The following is a 16,344-nucleotide window of genomic DNA, read 5'->3' on the forward strand; positions in this document are numbered from 1 at the left end:
GGCCGGGCCGGCGCCGGAAGCGCGGCGCCGCCGGTTTCCTCCCGCGGTTTGAATCCCAATCCCCCGCCTTGCGGGGGCTCGCTTCGCGAGTCAGATAATGCGTCTCTTCCTGAAAGTGCTGGCGGCCCTGATGGCCGCCTTTCTGCTGTATAACCTGTGGATCTTCGGCCATATCGTCTATTGGCGCAGCCACAATCCGTCGGCCAGCTCCTTCATGAACGAACAGCTGGCCAAGTTGCAGCAGGAGGATCCCGAGGCGGAGTTGCGCCACAAATGGGTGAGTTACGAGCAGATTTCTCCCAATCTCAAGCGCGCGCTGATCGCGTCCGAGGACGCCAAGTTCGTCGATCACGAGGGTTTCGACTGGGACGGCATCGAAGTCGCTTTCGAAAAAAACCTGAAGAAGGGCAAGATCGTCGCCGGCGGCTCCACCATCAGCCAGCAGCTGGCCAAGAATTTGTTCCTGTCCAGCAGCAAGACGCCGTGGCGCAAGCTGGAGGAAGCCTTGATCACGGTGATGCTGGAGGCGGTGCTGGACAAGCGGCGCATCTTCGAGATTTACCTGAACGTGATCGAGTGGGGCAACGGCGTGTTCGGCGCGGAGGCGGCGTCGCGCCATTACTACCGCAGCAGCGCCGCGCGGCTGTCCTCGGCGCAGGCGGCCAAGCTGGCGGCGATGGTGCCCAATCCGCGCTATTACGACACCCATCGCGCCGCGCCGGGCCTGGCGCGCAAGACCCGCATCATCCAGCGACGCATGAGCTATGTGGAACTGCCGTGAGCGTCCGGAGGGCGGATTGGAGCGGCGCAGGCGGCATGTTACAATCGCGACTTTCTTTTTAGAGCGCGCCATGCGCGAGGCATGGCGGCTACGCAATGGACTTACCCAGTTACCCCGTAATCCAATCCCGATTTACCGTTAGAGAATAAGCCCGCCTCAGACCGCCCGCGCCGCGCGCGCCATCTGGGCGGAAGGAGACGTGCATGACGGTTGCCTTCAAGCAACAATCCGCCGATCGTCTGCAAGAAAGCCTGGCCCTGGTGCAGCGCCTGATCGAGCGCCAGCGGCAGTTGGAAGATCTTGTATCCCGTCCGGAGGTCTCCGAGCCGCCGACGGACCCGCTGGCCCCGCATTACAATCTGGAAGCGCTGCGCCTGAAGCTGGAACAGCTGCACCCGGCCGACGTCGCCCATATCCTGGAAGCCTTGCCGCTGGAAGACCGCCTGCTGGTCTGGGACCAGGTGGACGGCGCTCGCGACGGCGCCATCCTGCTGGAAGTGTCCGACGCGGTCAGGGAATCGCTGATCGAAGTGATGGAGCACGGCGAGCTCGTCAACGCCGCCGAGCAACTGGATGCGGACGAACTGGCCGAACTGGCGCCGGACATGCCGCGCCAGGTGGTGTACGAAGTGATGGGCGGCCTGGACGAAGAGGAACGCGCCCAACTGCAGTCGGCCTTGTCCTACGACGAGGACAAGGTCGGCGCGCTGATGGACTTCGACCTGGTCAAGATTCGCGCCGACGTCAGCTGCGAAGTGGTGCTGCGCTATCTGCGCCGTTTCGACGAGTTGCCGGCGCACACCGATAAAATCTTCGTCATCGACGACCTGGGCCTGCTCAAGGGCGTGCTGTCCATCCGCAAATTGCTGGTGTCCGATCCCGACGCGCTGGTGGCCGAAGTGATGGCCACCGAACTGGTCAGCTTCAGCCCCGACGAGGACGCCGCCGACGCGGCGCTGGCCTTCGAGCGCTACGACTTGATCACCGCGCCGGTGGTGGACGAGGCCGGCAAGCTGATCGGCCGGCTGACCGTGGACGAGATGGTGGACGTGATCCGCGAGGAGTCCGACAGCGAAGTGCTGAACCTGGCCGGTTTGAAAGAGGAAGAAGACCTGTTCGCGCCGGTCATCGATTCGGTGAAGAACCGCTGGGCCTGGCTGGCGATCAATCTGTGCACCGCCTTCGTCGCCTCGCGCGTGATCGGCGTGTTCGAGCACTCCATTTCCCAATTGGTGGCCCTGGCCGCGCTGATGCCCATCGTCGCCGGCATCGGCGGCAACTCCGGCAACCAGACCATCACCATGATCGTGCGCGCGCTGGCCATGGGGCAGATGCAGCTGAGCCAGGCCTGGCGCTTGTGGCGCAAGGAACTGCGGGTCAGCATGATCAACGGCGTGTTGTGGGGCGGGGTGATAGGCAGCGTCGCCTGGTTGTTGTACGGCAGCTTCTCGCTGGGCCTGGTGATGCTGGGCGCGATGCTGCTCAATCTGATGCTGGCCGCCACCATGGGGGTGTTGATCCCCTGCCTGATGCAGCGCTCCGGCCGCGATCCGGCGCTGGGCTCCAGCGTGCTGATCACCGCCTGCACCGATTCCGGCGGCTTTTTCATTTTCCTGGGGCTCGCCACCCTGTTCCTGTTGTGACGACCATGTTGACGATAGCCGAGGCGCTGCGCCTATACCCCTTGCCCCGTCTGGAGGCCCGCATGCTGTTGCAGCAGGCGGCGCCGGAACTGAGCCACGCCCGCATCGCCGCTTATCCGGAGCAGGAACTGAGCGCGGAACAGGAAGCGTGTTTCCGCGCGCTGGGGGCGCGCCGCGCCGCCGGCGAGCCGGTGGCTTACCTGATCGGCCGGCGCGAGTTCTACGGTCGCGATTTCTCCGTAGGGCCGCAGGTGCTGATCCCCAGGCCGGAAACCGAGCATTTGATCGAGGCTGCGCTGGAGCGGACCGGCCGCGGCGCCGCCCGCGTGGTGGACCTGGGCACCGGCAGCGGCGCCATCGCCGCGACCTTGGCGCTGGAGGCGCCGGCGTGGCGGGTCTGCGCCGTCGATCTGTCGGCGGAGGCGCTGGCCGTCGCGCGCGGCAACGCCGAGCGCCTGGGCGCGCGCGTCGATTTTTACCAAGGCAGCTGGTATCAGGCGCTGCCGGCGGACGCGGTGTTTGATCTCATCGTGTCCAATCCGCCCTATATCCGGCGCGACGACGAGCATCTGGGGCAGGGGGACGTGCGTTTCGAGCCGCGGATGGCCTTGACCGACGAGGCCGACGGCCTGGCCTGTCTGCGCGCCATCGCCGCCGACGCGCCGCGTCGGCTGGCGCCCGGCGGCTGGCTGATCGTCGAGCACGGCTACGATCAGGGCGAGGCGGTGCGCCGGCTTTTCACCGAAGCGGGTTTGCTGCAAGCGGAAACCATTGTCGATCTGGCGGGTCTGGATCGAATCACCCTTGCAACGATGAAAGCTGACTGATGTGGTTTAAGTGGTCCTGTTTGCGCCGGCTGTGGCCGGCGTTGTTGTTGTCGCCGCTGGCTATTCTGCTGGCGCTGTCGCCCGCCTCCAATCGCGAACTGTTCCTGATCTTGCACGAAGCCGGCCGCATCGCGCCCGGCGCGTTCTGGCGCTTGCTGAGCGTGTTGGGAGACTGGCCCACGGTGCTGGCCCTGCTGCTGGCCTTGAGCTGGCGGCGGCCGGACAAGCTGCCGGCCTTGCTGGTCGGCTGCGGGACGGGCGTGTTTCTGGCCATCGCGCTCAAGGCGGGCTTCGCCGAGCCGCGGCCGCCGCTGGTGTTGCCGCCGGGATCGGTGCGGCTGCTGGACGACTTGCCCGGCAACGGCTCCTTTCCTTCCGGCCACGCGATGGCTTCCGCCACGCTGGCGAGCTTTCTTTACTATTCCGGCATGCTGCGCCGCGGCGCGCTGCTGACGGCCGCCGTGGCGCTGGTGATGTTGTCGCGGCTGGCGATAGGCGTGCATTGGCCGTTGGACGTGGTCGTGGGCGCCTTGCTGGGTTGGGCGGCGATGTGGGGCGCCTGCCGCTGGGCCTGGCCCCGGGGCTGGCCGGCGGATTTAAGCGCGCGGCTGCAGTCGCTGATGCTGCCGGCCCTGGCGCTGCAGTTGCTGTGGCTGCTGTACAAGTCCGGCAGTCATGAGGAATACGGCTTGAGGCTGGCGCTGTGCGCGCTGGTGCTTGTCGCCGGTTGCCGCCGTTGGTGGCGAGGGCGTTCGGGATAGCGCGACGGATTTCGCGCGCAGGCATGACAAAGGCGGCCCATGGGGCCGCCTTTGTCGAAATCAGGCCGGCGCGCCGGCAAAAGCATTACAATGACGCCGATGCCGGCTGGGCCGGATGCCTGATCAATGGTGGTGGCCGTGCTCGCCGTGGGCGTGGCCGTGGCTGATTTCATCGGCGCTGGCGGCGCGGATTTCCACTACCTTGGCGGCGAAGCGGATGCTCTGGCCGGCCAGCGGGTGGTTGGCGTCGACCACGGCCTTGCCGTCGGCGATGTCGGTGACGCGGAACAGCAGCACGTCGCCGGTTTCCGGATCGTCGGCTTCGAACATCATGCCGACTTCGACGTCAGCCGGGAACACGTCCAGGTCTTCCAAGCGGATCAGTTCTTCTTCCGGGTCGCCGAAAGCGTCGTCCGGCGTCATCTTGACGTCGATGGCGTCGCCAACGGCCTTGCCTTCCAAAGCTTCTTCCACCAGCGGGAAGATGCCGTCGTAGCCACCGTGCAGATAGCTGATCGGCTCTTCGGTCTTGTCGAGGAGGTTGTTGTCAGCGTCGAACATCTCGTAGTGGAGGGTAACGACGGTGTTTTTGGAGATTTGCATGAGTGCGGATCCGTGAAGGAAGGTAAATAAAGCAGACGGCGGCGCAAGCCGGCCATCGAAAACGATTTTCAGGTGCGCCGCCATTGCGCGCATCCCATATTGTAAACCATTGCCGGGCGTTTCAGCCCGTGAAACTGCCATGAACACAACAACTTTGCTGGGCGGGATGTCGCCCGAACAGTTCCTCGCCGAGTACTGGCACAAGAAGCCTTTGCTGATCCGCGGCGCCCTGACCGAGGTGGGGCCGCTGGCGGATTTTTCGGTGCTGTCGCAACTGGCGACCCGCGAAGACGCGGAGTCGCGCTTGATCGAATGCCGCGACGGCCGCTGGAGTCTGGAGCGCGGCCCGTTCCGCCCGGCGCGCTTCCGCCGGCTGCCGGAAACGGACTGGACCCTGCTGGTGCAGGGCGTCAATCAACATCTGCCGCACATCGACGAACTGCTGTGGCGCTTCAACTTCATTCCCTACGCGCGGCTGGACGATCTGATGATCAGCTACGCGCCGCCGGGCGGCACCGTGGGCCCGCATTTCGACGCCTACGACGTGTTCCTGCTGCAAGTGGGCGGACGCAAGCGCTGGCAGATCTCCACCCAGCACGACGACGACTTCATCGAAGACGCGCCGATCCGGGTGCTGAAGGATTTCCGCTGCGAGCAGGAGTTCGTGCTGGAGCACGGCGACATGCTCTACCTGCCGCCCAAGTGCGCGCACCACGGCGTGGCGCTGGATCCCGGCATGACTTACTCGATCGGCTTCCGCGCGCCGCCGGCGCAGGAGTTGGCGACCCAATTCCTGGTGCACCTTCAGGACCGCATCTGCGCGGAAGGCGTGTACGCCGATCCCGACCTCAAACTGCAGCGGGAACCGGCGCGGATCGGCGACGAGATGGTGGAGCAGGTCAGCCGGCTGCTGGAGCAGATCCGCTGGGACAAGGCGGCGGTGGGCGACTTCCTCGGCCATTATCTGACCGAACCCAAGGCGCATGTATTTTACGACGCGCCGGAAGAAGAGCTGGACGAGGCCGAATTCGAGAGCGAAGCGCGCTTGCGCGGACTGGAACTGGACCGCAAGAGCCAGATCCTGTTCTGCGGCGACAGTTTCTATTGCAACGGCGAGAAATTGGAGGCGGAGGAGGGGGATTTCGCCGCCTGGCGCACCTTCGCCAATGCCAGACGCATTGCCGGCGCGGCTTTGGGGCCGGGCATGCAGGAATGTTTGTACGAGGGATACCTGGCAGGCTATTGGCATTTGGCGACGAATGTAGCAAAATAACCACAGAAATTGTTCGGATGCGCAAGTGATATCGACAAATTCTGGCCTCAACGACAGGGGTAAACGCCCGTTTTTGTGGCTATGCTGCTTTGCGGAAGAGGATTATGGGCAAAGGTGTTTTTTTGGAATTTTGCCCCCTATACAGCCTTTTTTTTCGTGATACAATTTGCGCACTGATGGATTTTCAGTCGCCCGGCTTATTTCGAAGACCGTGCGATAACTGACGTCTTGTTCAACTTATCCTCAAAGGTAATGAAAAAATGAAACAGTCGCTCCTCGTTGCTGCCCTGCTGGCTGTAGCCCTGTCCGCTTGCGGTAAGAAAGCTGAAGCTCCGGCTGAAGCTTCCGCTCCTGCTGTTGAAGCATCCGCTCCGGCTGCCGCTCCGGCATCCGCTCCGGCTGCTGAAGCTTCCGCTCCGGCTGCTGCTTCCGCTCCGGCCGCTGAGGCTTCCGCTGCCAAGTAATTCTTGGCCTGCGACAAAAAAACCGGCTATGGCCGGTTTTTTTGTGCCTGTAGCAAATGGAACAAGAGGTGTTGCAACATGAAAACAACACAATTGTCTGTTCGCTACAAAGTGTTACATTTCGCTTGATTGTCGAAAGCCGGAGGCTTTGATCGCTGGTTTGACAATTAAGGCGCAAAACAAAGCCCGCAATAGCGGGCTTTGTTTTTAAGGACGCGTGGATTTCGCGTCTTATTGCAGCTCGGTTTGCAGCTTGGACAGCGCGGCCTTGCTGAAGGCGTCCGACAGCGGCTTGCCCTGCTTGTCCTGGAGGGACACCGTGCTGGAGCCGGGCGCGGTTTCCTTGATCTGCACGCGGTACTCCTGCTCGGTGGGCTTGGCGGACTTGCCGTCGTCGCTCTTCCAGAAGGCCAGGCTGGACCAGAAGCCGCCGGATTCGTTCTTGTCGGTCTCGCTCTTGGCCGGTTTGACGAAGTAAACGCCCTGGGAGCGGTCGCGGTCGCTGACCACCAGGCCGACGCGGTCCAGCGCCAGGCCGACACGGCGCCAGGCGCGGTCGAACTCGTCGCTGAGCACCAGCTGGCCGTCGACGATGGGCGTCTGCGGCTTGGCCGGCGCGCTCAGCGTCTGCTTGACCTGTTCGCGCGCCTTGTCCTCCGCCATGCCCAGATTCATCATGAAGCGGCCCAGCAACTCGGCCTCCAGGCCCGGGTCGGTGGCGCGCGGCTGCCAGATGGTGTTGGTCTTGGTGGTGTCGGCATAGACTTCTTCCATGCCGCGGTGCGAGAAGTAGACTTCGGTGCCGTTGGCGGTCTTTTCCAGACGGATGCGGAACTTGTCGCGCTCGCCGGTGGAGTAGACGCTGCCGAGGCCGACGGTTTCTAGCAGCTTGCGCAGGCCGTCGTTGGGCAGCTTGGCGCGGTTTTCCGCCCAGTCCGTTTCCATCACGCCCACGGCCGGGTCTTCGCTCTTGATCACGAAGCCGTTGTCCTGCCAGAAGGCCTTCAGCGCCGGCCACAGTTGTTCCGGGCTCTTGCCGGACACCACCAGCCAGCGTTGGGTGCCGGCGCGCTCCATCTTGACGTTGTCAAGCTGGTTCAGCGCGACCGAGCTGCCGGCCGCCGGCTGCTGGGCCGGAGCGTCGGTCTTGGCGCCTTGGGCCGCGGCGCTGGCGGCGCCGGGGATGGTGTATTTGTTCTGGACTTGCGGCGCGGTCAGATCCGGCGGCACTTCCAGAGTGTTGACGCTTTTGGGCTTGTCGGACTGATAGTCCAGCTTCTTGGTCAGCGGCTGTTGCGAGCTGCAACCGGCGATAATGCCGGTTGCCAGCAGAATCGCGGCGGGCGCGGTTCGTTTCATGCGGTCTCCCATCGTTTCGGCAGGGGAAAGGTTAAAGGACGTCGGCTTGTTTCATCGCCGCTTCCACGGCGGCTTGCGCGTCGGTGGAGAGCGGGGTCAGCGGCAGGCGGATGCCGGAGGGTATCCGGTTCATCCGCGTCAGCGCCCACTTGGCCGGAATCGGGTTGGGTTCGATGAACAGCTGCTTGTGCAGGCCTTGCAGCTTGTCGTTGATCTCGCGAGCCCGCTTGGCGTCGCCGCCGGTGGCGGCTTTGCACAGCTCGCTCATGAATTTGGGGGCGATGTTGGCGGTGACCGAGATCACGCCGTGGCCGCCGCACAGCATGAAGGCCATGCCGGTGGCGTCGTCGCCGGAATAGAGGATGAAGCCTTCCGGAACGCGCATGACCAGATCGCAGGCGCGGCCAATGTCGCCGGTGGCGTCTTTCAGGCCGACGATGTTGGGGTGCGAGGTCAGGCGCAGCACGGTGTCGTTGCTCATGTCGGCGACGGTGCGGCCGGGCACATTATAAAGAATGACCGGCAGCTTGCTGGCGTCGGCTATCGCTTTGAAATGCTGATACAGACCTTCCTGAGTGGGCTTGTTGTAATAAGGCACGACCGACAGCACGTAATCGGCGCCAACCTCCCGGGACAGGTGGCTCAGTTCGATCGCTTCGGCGGTGGAGTTGCCGCCGGCGCCGGCGACGACCTTGACGCGGCCGGCGGCGTATTCGACAACCGCCTTGACCACGGCGATGTGCTCGGTCACGTTCAATGTGGCGGATTCGCCCGTGGTGCCAACCGCGACAATGCCGTCGGTGCCATTCTCAATATGGAAATCGACGAGTCGTCGCAGTGCCTCGTAGTCGACCGAGCCGTCTGCGGACATCGGGGTGACCAGGGCGACCAAGCTGCCGGTAAGCATAGTTCAGCCTATCTCAGGGAATAGAAAACAAGGCTTACGATTGTAGCGGAATTCGAGAAGCTGGCAAAAGGTAGGCGGCGTTTCCTTGACGGACGGCTCGGGAAAACGCCGGCACTGTGCTAGAATCCCACGTTTTTCCGATACTTACGGCTATTTGGCTGAAGGATCCCTAAGCGTGATTACCACAAGCAATATTACCATGCAGTTTGGCGTCAAACCTTTGTTTGAAAAGGTTTCCGTCAAATTTGGCGAAGGCAACCGTTACGGCCTGATCGGCGCCAACGGTTCCGGCAAATCCACTTTTATGAAGATTCTGGGTGGCGACCTGGAGCAGACCAGCGGCGAGGTGGCCATCGAGAACGGCCTGCGCCTGGGTAAGCTGCGCCAGGATCAGTTCGCCTATGAGGATCAGCGCGTCATCGACGTGGTGATGATGGGCCACACCGAGATGTGGGCGGCGATGAGCGAACGCGACGCCATCTATGCCAACCCGGAAGCCAGCGAAGATGATTACATGCACGCGGCCGAACTGGAAGCCAAGTTCGCCGAGTACGACGGCTACACCGCCGAGGCGCGCGCCGGCGAACTGCTGATGGGTGTCGGCATTCCTGTGGAGCAGCACGGCGGCCCGATGAGCGAAGTGGCGCCGGGCTGGAAGCTGCGCGTCTTGCTGGCGCAGGCGCTGTTCTCCAATCCGGACATCCTGTTGCTGGACGAACCGACCAACAACCTGGACATCAACACCATCCGCTGGCTGGAAAACGTGCTCAACGAGCGCAACTCCACCATGATCATCATTTCGCACGACCGTCACTTCCTGAACTCGGTGTGCACCCATATGGCGGACTTGGACTACAACACCATCCGCATCTACCCGGGCAATTACGACGACTACATGATCGCGTCGGCCCAGGCGCGCGAACGCCAGCTGTCGTCCAACAGCAAGGCCAAGGAACGCATCCAGGAACTGCAGGAGTTCGTGGCCCGCTTCTCCGCCAACAAGTCCAAGGCGCGTCAGGCGACCAGCCGGCTGAAGCAGGTGGACAAGCTGAAGTCCGAAATGGTGGAAGTGAAGCCGTCCAGCCGTCAGAACCCGTTCATCCGTTTTGAAATGGACGACAAGTTCAAGCTGCACCGCCAGGCGGTGGAGGTGGACCACCTCAACAAGGCCTACGACGCCAAAGTGCTGTTCAAGGACTTGAGCCTGATCCTGGAGGCCGGCGCCCGTCTGGCCGTGATCGGCCCCAACGGCGCGGGCAAGACCTCGCTGGTCAAGCTGCTGGCCGGCGCCTTCAACGCGCCGTTCGCCGAAGGCCTGAGCGCGGACCGCGGCTCGATCAAATGGGCGGAGAAAGCCCAGGTCGGCTATTTCGCCCAAGACCACGAGGCTGATTTCGACAGCGACATGACGCTGACCGAATGGATGCGCGAGTGGGGCCAGGAAGGCGACGACGAGCAGGTGATCCGCGGCACGCTGGGCCGCCTGCTGTTCGGCGGCGACGAAGTGGGCAAGCCGGTGCGCGTGCTGTCCGGCGGCGAGAAGGGCCGCATGCTGTACGGCAAGCTGATCCTGCAAAAGCCCAATGTGATGATCATGGACGAGCCGACCAACCATATGGACATGGAGTCGATCGAGTCCCTGAACATGGCCTTGGAAAAGTACAAGGGCACCCTGGTCTTCGTTTCCCACGATCGTCAGTTCGTCAGCTCGCTGGCGACGCACGTGCTGGAATTGGACGGCAAGGGCGGTTACGACTACTACACCGGCAATTACGAAGACTATCTGGCCAGCAAGGGCCTGGAATAAGCAGGGGCTTGATCCGGGCGGTTACACGCGGTAACTGACCTGTAGAGCAGTTGCTTTACCGGCGGGAGTGAGTGCGCTATATTGCAGTGCGTCTTGTGCGCTGCAATGGCTGCGGTGCACAAACTCCCGCTTTTCTTTTTTGTACAGAAAATAATCAATAAAAACAGGTGTTTGGCCATAGGTGGTCGATGGTGGAGTTGTGAGTCCGGCCTCCGGGCGGATTGCCTGTCATCTACAAAGTCAGTAAGGAAAATCCATGCGCTTGAAAGGTAAAGTCTCCATCATCACCGGCGCCGCCAGCGGCATCGGCAAGGCGACCGCCGAGAAATTCGTCAAAGAAGGCGCAGTCGTCGCCGTTTGCGACCTCAATCTGGACGCGGTCAACGCGGTGGTCGAGGAGTTGCAGCAGGCCGGCGGCGAAGCCATAGGCTACAAGGTGGACGTCACCGATAAGGGCCAGATCGCCGACATGGTCGCCGATCTGAAAAACCGCCGCGGCCGCATCGACGTGTTGGTCAACAACGCCGGCATCGTCATGGACGCCCAACTGATGAAGATGACCGAAGATCAGTTCGACAAGGTGATCGACATCAATCTGAAAGGCGTTTACAACTGTGCCCGCGCAGTGATCGACACCATGGTGGAGCAGGGCGGCGGCGTGATTTTGAACGCGTCCTCGGTGGTGGGCGTCTACGGCAACTTCGGCCAGACCAATTACGCGGCGTCCAAATTCGGCGTCATCGGCTTCGTCAAGACCTGGGCCAAGGAATTGGGCAAGAAGGGCATTCGCGCCAACGCGGTATGTCCGGGCTTCGTCGCCACCCCCATTCTGCAATCGATGCCGGAAAAAGTGATTCAGGCGATGGAGGACAAGGTGCCGATGCGTCGCATGGCCGACCCGACCGAGATCGCCAACGTCTACGCCTTCCTGGCGTCCGACGAGGCCAGCTACATCAACGGCGCGGCCATCGAAGTGACCGGCGGCCTGACGCTCTGATCCGGCACCGGTGAACGCGAAAACGCCCCGATATCGGGGCGTTTTGCTTTGCCGGGCCGCAAAGGGCTCAATCCTCGCTGTCCGGGTCGCGCGCCAGCAGCGCCGCCTCGACTTCGCGCCGGTGCAGATGCGGCGCGAACAGCTCGATGAAGGTGTAGGCGAAGCCGCGCAGATAGGCGTCCTTGCGGATGCCTATCTTGGTGGTGGACGGCTCGAACAGGTGGCCGGCGTCCAGCAGCTGCAGATTGAGGTCGCGTTCCGGCTCGTAGGCCATGCTGGCGATGATGCCTATGCCCAGCCCCAGGCCGACATAGGTCTTGATCACGTCGGTGTCTATCGCGGTCAGCACCACGTTGGGCGCCAGGCCCTGATCGGCGAAGGCCTTGTTGATCTTGGAGCGGCCGGCGAAGGCGAAGTCGTAGGTGACGATGGGATAGCGGGCGATGTCCGCCAGCGTCAGCGGACGCTCCAGCGTCGTCAGCTCGTGCCCTTCCGGCACCACGATGGAACGGTTCCATTCATAGCAGGGCAGCATCGCCAATTCCTTGTACAAGGCGATGCCTTCGGTGGCGATGGCGAGGTCGGCTTCGCCCGACACCACCATTTCGCAGATCTGGGTGGGGCTGCCCTGCTTGATCGACAGTCTCACCTTGGGGTAACGTCGAACGAACTCGGCGATGGCCGGCGGCAGCGCGTAGCGCGCCTGGGTGTGCGTGGTGGCGATGGTCAGCGCGCCTTCCGCCTCCTTGGAGAATTCGTCGCCCACCCGTTTCAGATTCTGCGCCTCGCGCAGGATGCGTTCGGAAATGCGCAGCACCTCCTTGCCCGGCTCGGACACCGACACCACCCGCTTGCCGTTGCGGATGAAAACCTGGATGCCCAGCTCGTCTTCCAGCAGCCGGATCTGCTTGGAAATGCCCGGCTGCGAGGTGTGCAGCTTTTCCGCGGCCTCCGAGACGTTCAGCCCTTGCTTGGCCACCTCGACCAAGTAACGCAGTTGTTGCAGCTTCATGCGACGCCATCCTCTTTAAAACCTGTAGTAATTAAATACTAACACAATATTCTTTTCGGTTTATAAGCGGCTTGGGTAGGATTGTCGTGAAATTTCCTGCCTGGAGTCTTTGATGAGCCTGGAAGCAAAACTGGACGCCACCGTCGCCTGCCTCAGGACGATCGCGGCCGAGCATCCGGACGCCGTGCTGGCCAACAGCTACGGCGCCGAGGACATGGTGCTGACCGATCTGATCGCCCGCCTGGGCCTAGGCATCGCGGCCTTCAGCCTGGACACCGGCCGCCTGCCGGCGGAAACCTACGATCTGATGCAGCGGGTGGAAGAGCGCTATCCCAGCCACCCGGTCGCCGTGTATTTCCCGCAGGCCGTCGCGGTGGAGCAGTACGTCGGTCTCCACGGCATCAACGGCTTTTACCACAGCGTGGACGCGCGCAAGTCCTGTTGCCAGGTGCGCAAGCTGGAGCCGCTCAAGCGCGCGCTGGCCGGCCGCTCGGCCTGGATCACCGGGCTGCGGCGCGAACAGTCGCCGACGCGCCAGGATCTGCAGGTCAGCGAATACGACGCCGACAACGGCCTGCAAAAGTTCAGCCCGCTGCTGGACTGGAGCGAGCGCGATGTCTGGGACTACCTGCGCGCGCACGAAGTGCCCTACAACGCCCTGCACGACCGCCATTACCCCTCCATCGGCTGCGCGCCCTGTACCCGGGCGATCTCGGTGGGCGAGGACGTCCGCGCCGGACGCTGGTGGTGGGAAAACCCCGATTCCAAGGAATGCGGCCTGCACGTCAAGGCCAGCCCGTTGAAACGTCCGGCATAGCGCCGTCTGAAAGAGCACCATGTATCAATATGATGAAGTCGATCACCGCATCGTGCGCGAGCGCGTGGTTCAGTTCCGCGATCAGACCCGGCGCTATCTGGCCGGCGAACTGAGCGAGGACGAATTCCGCCCGTTGCGGCTGATGAACGGCCTGTACGTGCAGCGCCACGCGCCCATGCTGCGCGTCGCCATTCCCTACGGCCATCTGCGCAGCGGCCAGCTGCGCAAGCTGGCCGACATCGCCCGCCGCTACGACAAGGGCTACGGCCATTTCACCACCCGCCAGAACATCCAGTTCAACTGGCCGGAACTGGCGCGGGTGCCCGACATCCTGGAAGAGCTGTCCACGGTGGAAATGCACGCGATCCAGACCTCAGGCAACTGCGTGCGCAACACCACCACCGACGCCTTCGCCGGCGTGGCCGGCGACGAACTGCTGGACCCGCGGCCCTGGTGCGAAATCATCCGCCAGTGGAGCACGCTGCACCCCGAATTCACCTTCCTGCCGCGCAAATTCAAGATCGCGGTGTCAGGTAGCGTGGAAGACCGCGCCGCCACCCGCGTACACGACATCGGCCTGCACGTGGTGCGCAACGAGGCCGGCGAAGTGGGCTTCCGCGTGATGGTGGGCGGCGGCCTGGGCCGCACCCCCATCGTCGGCGACGTGGTCAAGGATTTTCTGCCCACTCCCCATCTGCTGACCTATCTGGACGCGGTGCTGCGGGTCTACAACCGTTTCGGCCGCCGCGACAACAAGTACAAGGCGCGCATCAAGATCCTGGTCAAGGCGATGACGGTGGAGGGCTTCGCCGCCAAGGTCGAGGACGAATGGCTGCACATCAAGGGCGGCCCGGCCACCTTGCGCGACGAGGACGTCGCGCATTACGCCAGCTTCTTCACCGACCCGCCGTATCTGGCGCTGCCGGCCAACCCGCCCGAACTGGGGGCTCTGCTGGAAGAGGACAAGGGCTTCGCCCGCTGGGCGGAGCGCAACACCCGCGCCCACAAGCGGCCGGGCTATCGCTCGGTGGTGCTGTCGCTGAAGCGCGCCGGCGTGCCGCCCGGCGACATCAGCGCTGAGCAGATGGACGCGGCGGCGGATTTGGCCGACCGCTTCGGCTTCGGCGAACTGCGCGTCGCCCACGAACAGAACCTGGTGCTGCCGGACGTGCCGGAGAAGGATTTGCACGCGCTGTGGCTGCTGGCGCGCGAGCACGGCTTCGCCACCCCCAATATCGGCCTGCTCACCGACATCATCTGCTGTCCGGGCGGAGACTTCTGCTCGCTGGCCAACGCGCGCTCTATCCCGGTGGCGGAGGCGATTCAGCAAACCTTCGAGGACATGGACTATCTGTACGACCTCGGCGACATCGACTGCAACTTCTCCGGTTGCATGAACGCCTGCGGCCATCACCACATCGGCAACATCGGCATCCTCGGCGTCGACAAGAACGGGGAGGAGTGGTACCAGATCACGCTGGGCGGCAGCCAGGGCAGCGCCACCAGCATAGGCAAGGTGATCGGGCCCTCGTTCGCCCAGGCCGACGTGCCCAAGGCCTTCACCACCATCATGAGCGTCTACCTGGAACAACGCGGTCCGGGCGAGCGCTTCATCGAAACCGTGCGCCGCATCGGCATCGAACCCTTCAAGGAGCGGGTATATGCCAAACATCATTAAACAGGGACAAGTCCGGCCGGACGATTGGAATCTGCTGCGCCAGGATGAAAACGGCCAGTTGCCGGAAACCGCGGCGGGCGGCAATGTGATCGTGCCGCTGTCCGATTGGCTGGAGCGGCGGGCGTTCTGGCGCAGCCATGCCGCGCGGGTGGGCGTCTGGCTGGGGCCGGACGACGAGCCGGCGCGGCTACTGGCCGATTTGCCAGAGCTGGAGCTGATCGCCGTCGATTTTCCGGCCTTCACCGACGGCCGCGGCTACAGCCATGCCCGCCTGCTGCGTGAGCGCTATGGCTATCGTGGGGAACTGCGGGCGATCGGAGATGTCTGGCAAGACTTACTGCACTCCATGGCGCAAGTCGGTTTTGATGCATTTGCCATCAAGGACGGCAAGACGCTGGAATCTTCGCTGGATGGTTTCAATACTTTTAGCGAAAACTATCAGGCTACCGTGCTGAATCCGCTGCCACTGTTTCGTAGGCGCGTCACATCGCCGTAATGTGTGGTTTATGCGAGACAAAGGCCGCAAAAAAACGCTTTTTTTGATGTTTTTTTGCAACGGATTGCTCGCAATCTGTGGCGCCCTAAGTTGACATGGGGTTGCAGCGTTTCTATAGTGCGGGTTAACTGCATAAACACAGTTTGCAGATCACCCTGTTGTTTGCAGTAAAATTGTTCGTGTGGTCTTTGCGTCAGCCCGCATTGCTACCCATTTTATAGATTAAAGAGGGAATAACATGACTAAACAGCTGAAACTGAGCGCCCTGGTTGCTGCTCTGTTGGTTTCCGCTAGCGCTTTTGCTGCTAAACCTGGCTATGCCGTTGACCAGTCCACCGAATCCGTGACTCGCAACAACTACGGCGAGTGCTGGAGAACCAACTTCTTCGACAAGGCCAAAGACGGCCTGGTTGAATGTGGCGACCGCGAAGCTACCAAGGTAGCTGAAGCTCCGAAGCCGGTGCTGGTTTCCGAAAAAGAAAAAGTCACCCTGTCCGCCAAAGTTCTGTTCGACTTCGACAAGGCCAAGCTGCGCGCTGACGCCAAGAACGAACTGGACCCGCTGGTTGAAAAGCTGAAAGCCAACGCTGGCAAAGGCTACCTGAAGTCCGTTGAAGTTGCTGGCTACACCGACTTCATGGGTTCCGCTGCTTACAACAACCGTCTGTCGCAAGAGCGCGCCGACGCAGTTAAAGGCTACTTCGTAGCCGCCGGCGTTCCGGCCGACAAAGTGACCTCCGTAGGTCGCGGCGCCGCCGAAGCCAAGATGACTGCCGAGTGCAAGGCCAAATTCCCGAAATACCAGAAGAAAGGTTCCAAGCAGAACCTGGCTATCAAGGAATGCATCGAGTCTGACCGTCGCGTAGAACTGACCATCGACGCCGTTAAAGAGTCCCTGGTTGAGAAGAAGTAATCTCGA

Annotated in this window: 15 protein-coding genes; 11 read left to right on the forward strand and 4 right to left on the reverse strand. The window is 62.6% G+C overall.

Going from position 1 to position 16,344, the window contains the following annotated elements; all coding sequences use genetic code 11:
• Positions 1 to 97 precede the first annotated feature (97 nt).
• The 4 genes from mtgA (at position 98) to JW897_RS15660 (ending at position 4,012) form a co-directional block, all read left to right on the forward strand.
• Positions 98 to 781, forward strand: a complete 684-nt coding sequence (gene mtgA / locus JW897_RS15645; protein ID WP_205466874.1) for a monofunctional biosynthetic peptidoglycan transglycosylase — start codon at positions 98 to 100, stop codon at positions 779 to 781.
• Between the two features lie 203 nt (positions 782 to 984).
• Positions 985 to 2,424 (forward strand): magnesium transporter, encoded by a 1,440-nt coding sequence (mgtE, locus tag JW897_RS15650; protein WP_048412564.1) that lies wholly within the window; start codon positions 985 to 987, stop codon positions 2,422 to 2,424.
• A gap of 8 nt (positions 2,425 to 2,432) precedes the next feature.
• Entirely contained in the window at positions 2,433 to 3,251 is an 819-nt protein-coding gene (gene prmC / locus JW897_RS15655; RefSeq protein WP_048412616.1) for a peptide chain release factor N(5)-glutamine methyltransferase, read from the forward strand.
• On the forward strand, positions 3,251 to 4,012 hold the full coding sequence (locus tag JW897_RS15660; RefSeq protein WP_048412565.1) for a phosphatase PAP2 family protein: 762 nt from the start codon (positions 3,251 to 3,253) through the stop codon (positions 4,010 to 4,012). The genes prmC and JW897_RS15660 overlap by 1 nt, the downstream gene beginning before the upstream one ends.
• A 123-nt stretch (positions 4,013 to 4,135) precedes the next feature.
• Here the strand turns inward: JW897_RS15660 and JW897_RS15665 are convergent, their stop codons facing one another.
• Positions 4,136 to 4,615, reverse strand: a complete 480-nt coding sequence (locus JW897_RS15665; protein ID WP_048412566.1) for an FKBP-type peptidyl-prolyl cis-trans isomerase — start codon at positions 4,613 to 4,615, stop codon at positions 4,136 to 4,138.
• Between the two features lie 139 nt (positions 4,616 to 4,754).
• On the opposite strand from JW897_RS15665, the gene JW897_RS15670 reads away from it, so the two are divergent.
• Positions 4,755 to 5,888, forward strand: coding sequence for a ribosomal protein uL16 3-hydroxylase (locus tag JW897_RS15670; protein WP_205466875.1), 1,134 nt, complete (start codon positions 4,755 to 4,757; stop codon positions 5,886 to 5,888).
• Between the two features lie 695 nt (positions 5,889 to 6,583).
• On the opposite strand, the gene bamC is transcribed toward JW897_RS15670, so the two are convergent.
• Together bamC and dapA are read right to left on the reverse strand one after the other, a co-directional pair.
• Positions 6,584 to 7,711 carry an outer membrane protein assembly factor BamC gene (gene bamC / locus JW897_RS15675; RefSeq protein ID WP_048412568.1) on the reverse strand — a complete coding sequence of 376 codons (1,128 nt, stop codon included), beginning with the start codon at positions 7,709 to 7,711 and terminating at the stop codon, positions 6,584 to 6,586.
• 31 nt (positions 7,712 to 7,742) lie between these two features.
• Positions 7,743 to 8,618 (reverse strand): 4-hydroxy-tetrahydrodipicolinate synthase, encoded by an 876-nt coding sequence (gene dapA, locus JW897_RS15680; protein ID WP_205466876.1) that lies wholly within the window; start codon positions 8,616 to 8,618, stop codon positions 7,743 to 7,745.
• 175 nt (positions 8,619 to 8,793) lie between these two features.
• Between dapA and JW897_RS15685 the strand changes: the two genes are divergently transcribed.
• Both JW897_RS15685 and fabG read left to right on the forward strand, forming a co-directional pair.
• Positions 8,794 to 10,425, forward strand: a complete 1,632-nt coding sequence (locus tag JW897_RS15685; RefSeq protein WP_048412570.1) for an ABC-F family ATPase — start codon at positions 8,794 to 8,796, stop codon at positions 10,423 to 10,425.
• A 256-nt stretch (positions 10,426 to 10,681) separates the two neighbouring features.
• Positions 10,682 to 11,422 carry a 3-oxoacyl-ACP reductase FabG gene (gene fabG / locus JW897_RS15690; protein WP_048412571.1) on the forward strand — a complete coding sequence of 247 codons (741 nt, stop codon included), beginning with the start codon at positions 10,682 to 10,684 and terminating at the stop codon, positions 11,420 to 11,422.
• 67 nt (positions 11,423 to 11,489) lie between these two features.
• Here the strand turns inward: fabG and cysB are convergent, their stop codons facing one another.
• The gene (gene cysB, locus JW897_RS15695; RefSeq protein WP_048412572.1) at positions 11,490 to 12,434 is read right to left on the reverse strand and encodes an HTH-type transcriptional regulator CysB; all 945 of its coding nucleotides are present in this window, start codon (positions 12,432 to 12,434) and stop codon (positions 11,490 to 11,492) included.
• Positions 12,435 to 12,546: 112 nt separating this feature from the next.
• On the opposite strand from cysB, the gene JW897_RS15700 reads away from it, so the two are divergent.
• The 4 genes from JW897_RS15700 to JW897_RS15715 all read left to right on the forward strand — a co-directional run bounded on the left by JW897_RS15700 (position 12,547) and on the right by JW897_RS15715 (position 16,338).
• Entirely contained in the window at positions 12,547 to 13,251 is a 705-nt protein-coding gene (locus JW897_RS15700; protein ID WP_205466877.1) for a phosphoadenylyl-sulfate reductase, read from the forward strand.
• A 19-nt stretch (positions 13,252 to 13,270) separates the two neighbouring features.
• Complete coding sequence (locus JW897_RS15705) at positions 13,271 to 14,929, forward strand: nitrite/sulfite reductase (protein ID WP_048412574.1); 1,659 nt, start codon at positions 13,271 to 13,273, stop codon at positions 14,927 to 14,929.
• Positions 14,913 to 15,425, forward strand: coding sequence for a DUF934 domain-containing protein (locus JW897_RS15710; protein WP_048412575.1), 513 nt, complete (start codon positions 14,913 to 14,915; stop codon positions 15,423 to 15,425). The genes JW897_RS15705 and JW897_RS15710 overlap by 17 nt, the downstream gene beginning before the upstream one ends.
• A 238-nt stretch (positions 15,426 to 15,663) precedes the next feature.
• Positions 15,664 to 16,338: an OmpA family protein gene (locus tag JW897_RS15715; RefSeq protein WP_048412576.1), complete on the forward strand. Its 675-nt coding sequence runs from the start codon at positions 15,664 to 15,666 to the stop codon at positions 16,336 to 16,338.
• Positions 16,339 to 16,344 lie beyond the last annotated feature (6 nt).

Origin of the sequence: Chromobacterium alkanivorans, from assembly GCF_016937655.1 — a bacterium.
Taxonomy (GTDB): domain Bacteria; phylum Pseudomonadota; class Gammaproteobacteria; order Burkholderiales; family Chromobacteriaceae; genus Chromobacterium; species Chromobacterium alkanivorans.

What these genes read in the sequence shown, in the direction of transcription:
- mtgA (WP_205466874.1), top strand. Translation starts at nt 98, where the DNA reads ATGCGTCTCTTCCTGAAAGTGCTGGCGGCCCTGATGGCCGCCTTTCTG.
- mgtE (WP_048412564.1), top strand. Translation starts at nt 985, where the DNA reads ATGACGGTTGCCTTCAAGCAACAATCCGCCGATCGTCTGCAAGAAAGC.
- JW897_RS15660 (WP_048412565.1), top strand. Translation starts at nt 3,251, where the DNA reads ATGTGGTTTAAGTGGTCCTGTTTGCGCCGGCTGTGGCCGGCGTTGTTG.
- JW897_RS15665 (WP_048412566.1), bottom strand. Translation starts at nt 4,615, where the DNA reads ATGCAAATCTCCAAAAACACCGTCGTTACCCTCCACTACGAGATGTTC.
- JW897_RS15670 (WP_205466875.1), top strand. Translation starts at nt 4,755, where the DNA reads ATGAACACAACAACTTTGCTGGGCGGGATGTCGCCCGAACAGTTCCTC.
- bamC (WP_048412568.1), bottom strand. Translation starts at nt 7,711, where the DNA reads ATGAAACGAACCGCGCCCGCCGCGATTCTGCTGGCAACCGGCATTATC.
- dapA (WP_205466876.1), bottom strand. Translation starts at nt 8,618, where the DNA reads ATGCTTACCGGCAGCTTGGTCGCCCTGGTCACCCCGATGTCCGCAGAC.
- fabG (WP_048412571.1), top strand. Translation starts at nt 10,682, where the DNA reads ATGCGCTTGAAAGGTAAAGTCTCCATCATCACCGGCGCCGCCAGCGGC.
- cysB (WP_048412572.1), bottom strand. Translation starts at nt 12,434, where the DNA reads ATGAAGCTGCAACAACTGCGTTACTTGGTCGAGGTGGCCAAGCAAGGG.
- JW897_RS15700 (WP_205466877.1), top strand. Translation starts at nt 12,547, where the DNA reads ATGAGCCTGGAAGCAAAACTGGACGCCACCGTCGCCTGCCTCAGGACG.
- JW897_RS15705 (WP_048412574.1), top strand. Translation starts at nt 13,271, where the DNA reads ATGTATCAATATGATGAAGTCGATCACCGCATCGTGCGCGAGCGCGTG.
- JW897_RS15710 (WP_048412575.1), top strand. Translation starts at nt 14,913, where the DNA reads ATGCCAAACATCATTAAACAGGGACAAGTCCGGCCGGACGATTGGAAT.
- JW897_RS15715 (WP_048412576.1), top strand. Translation starts at nt 15,664, where the DNA reads ATGACTAAACAGCTGAAACTGAGCGCCCTGGTTGCTGCTCTGTTGGTT.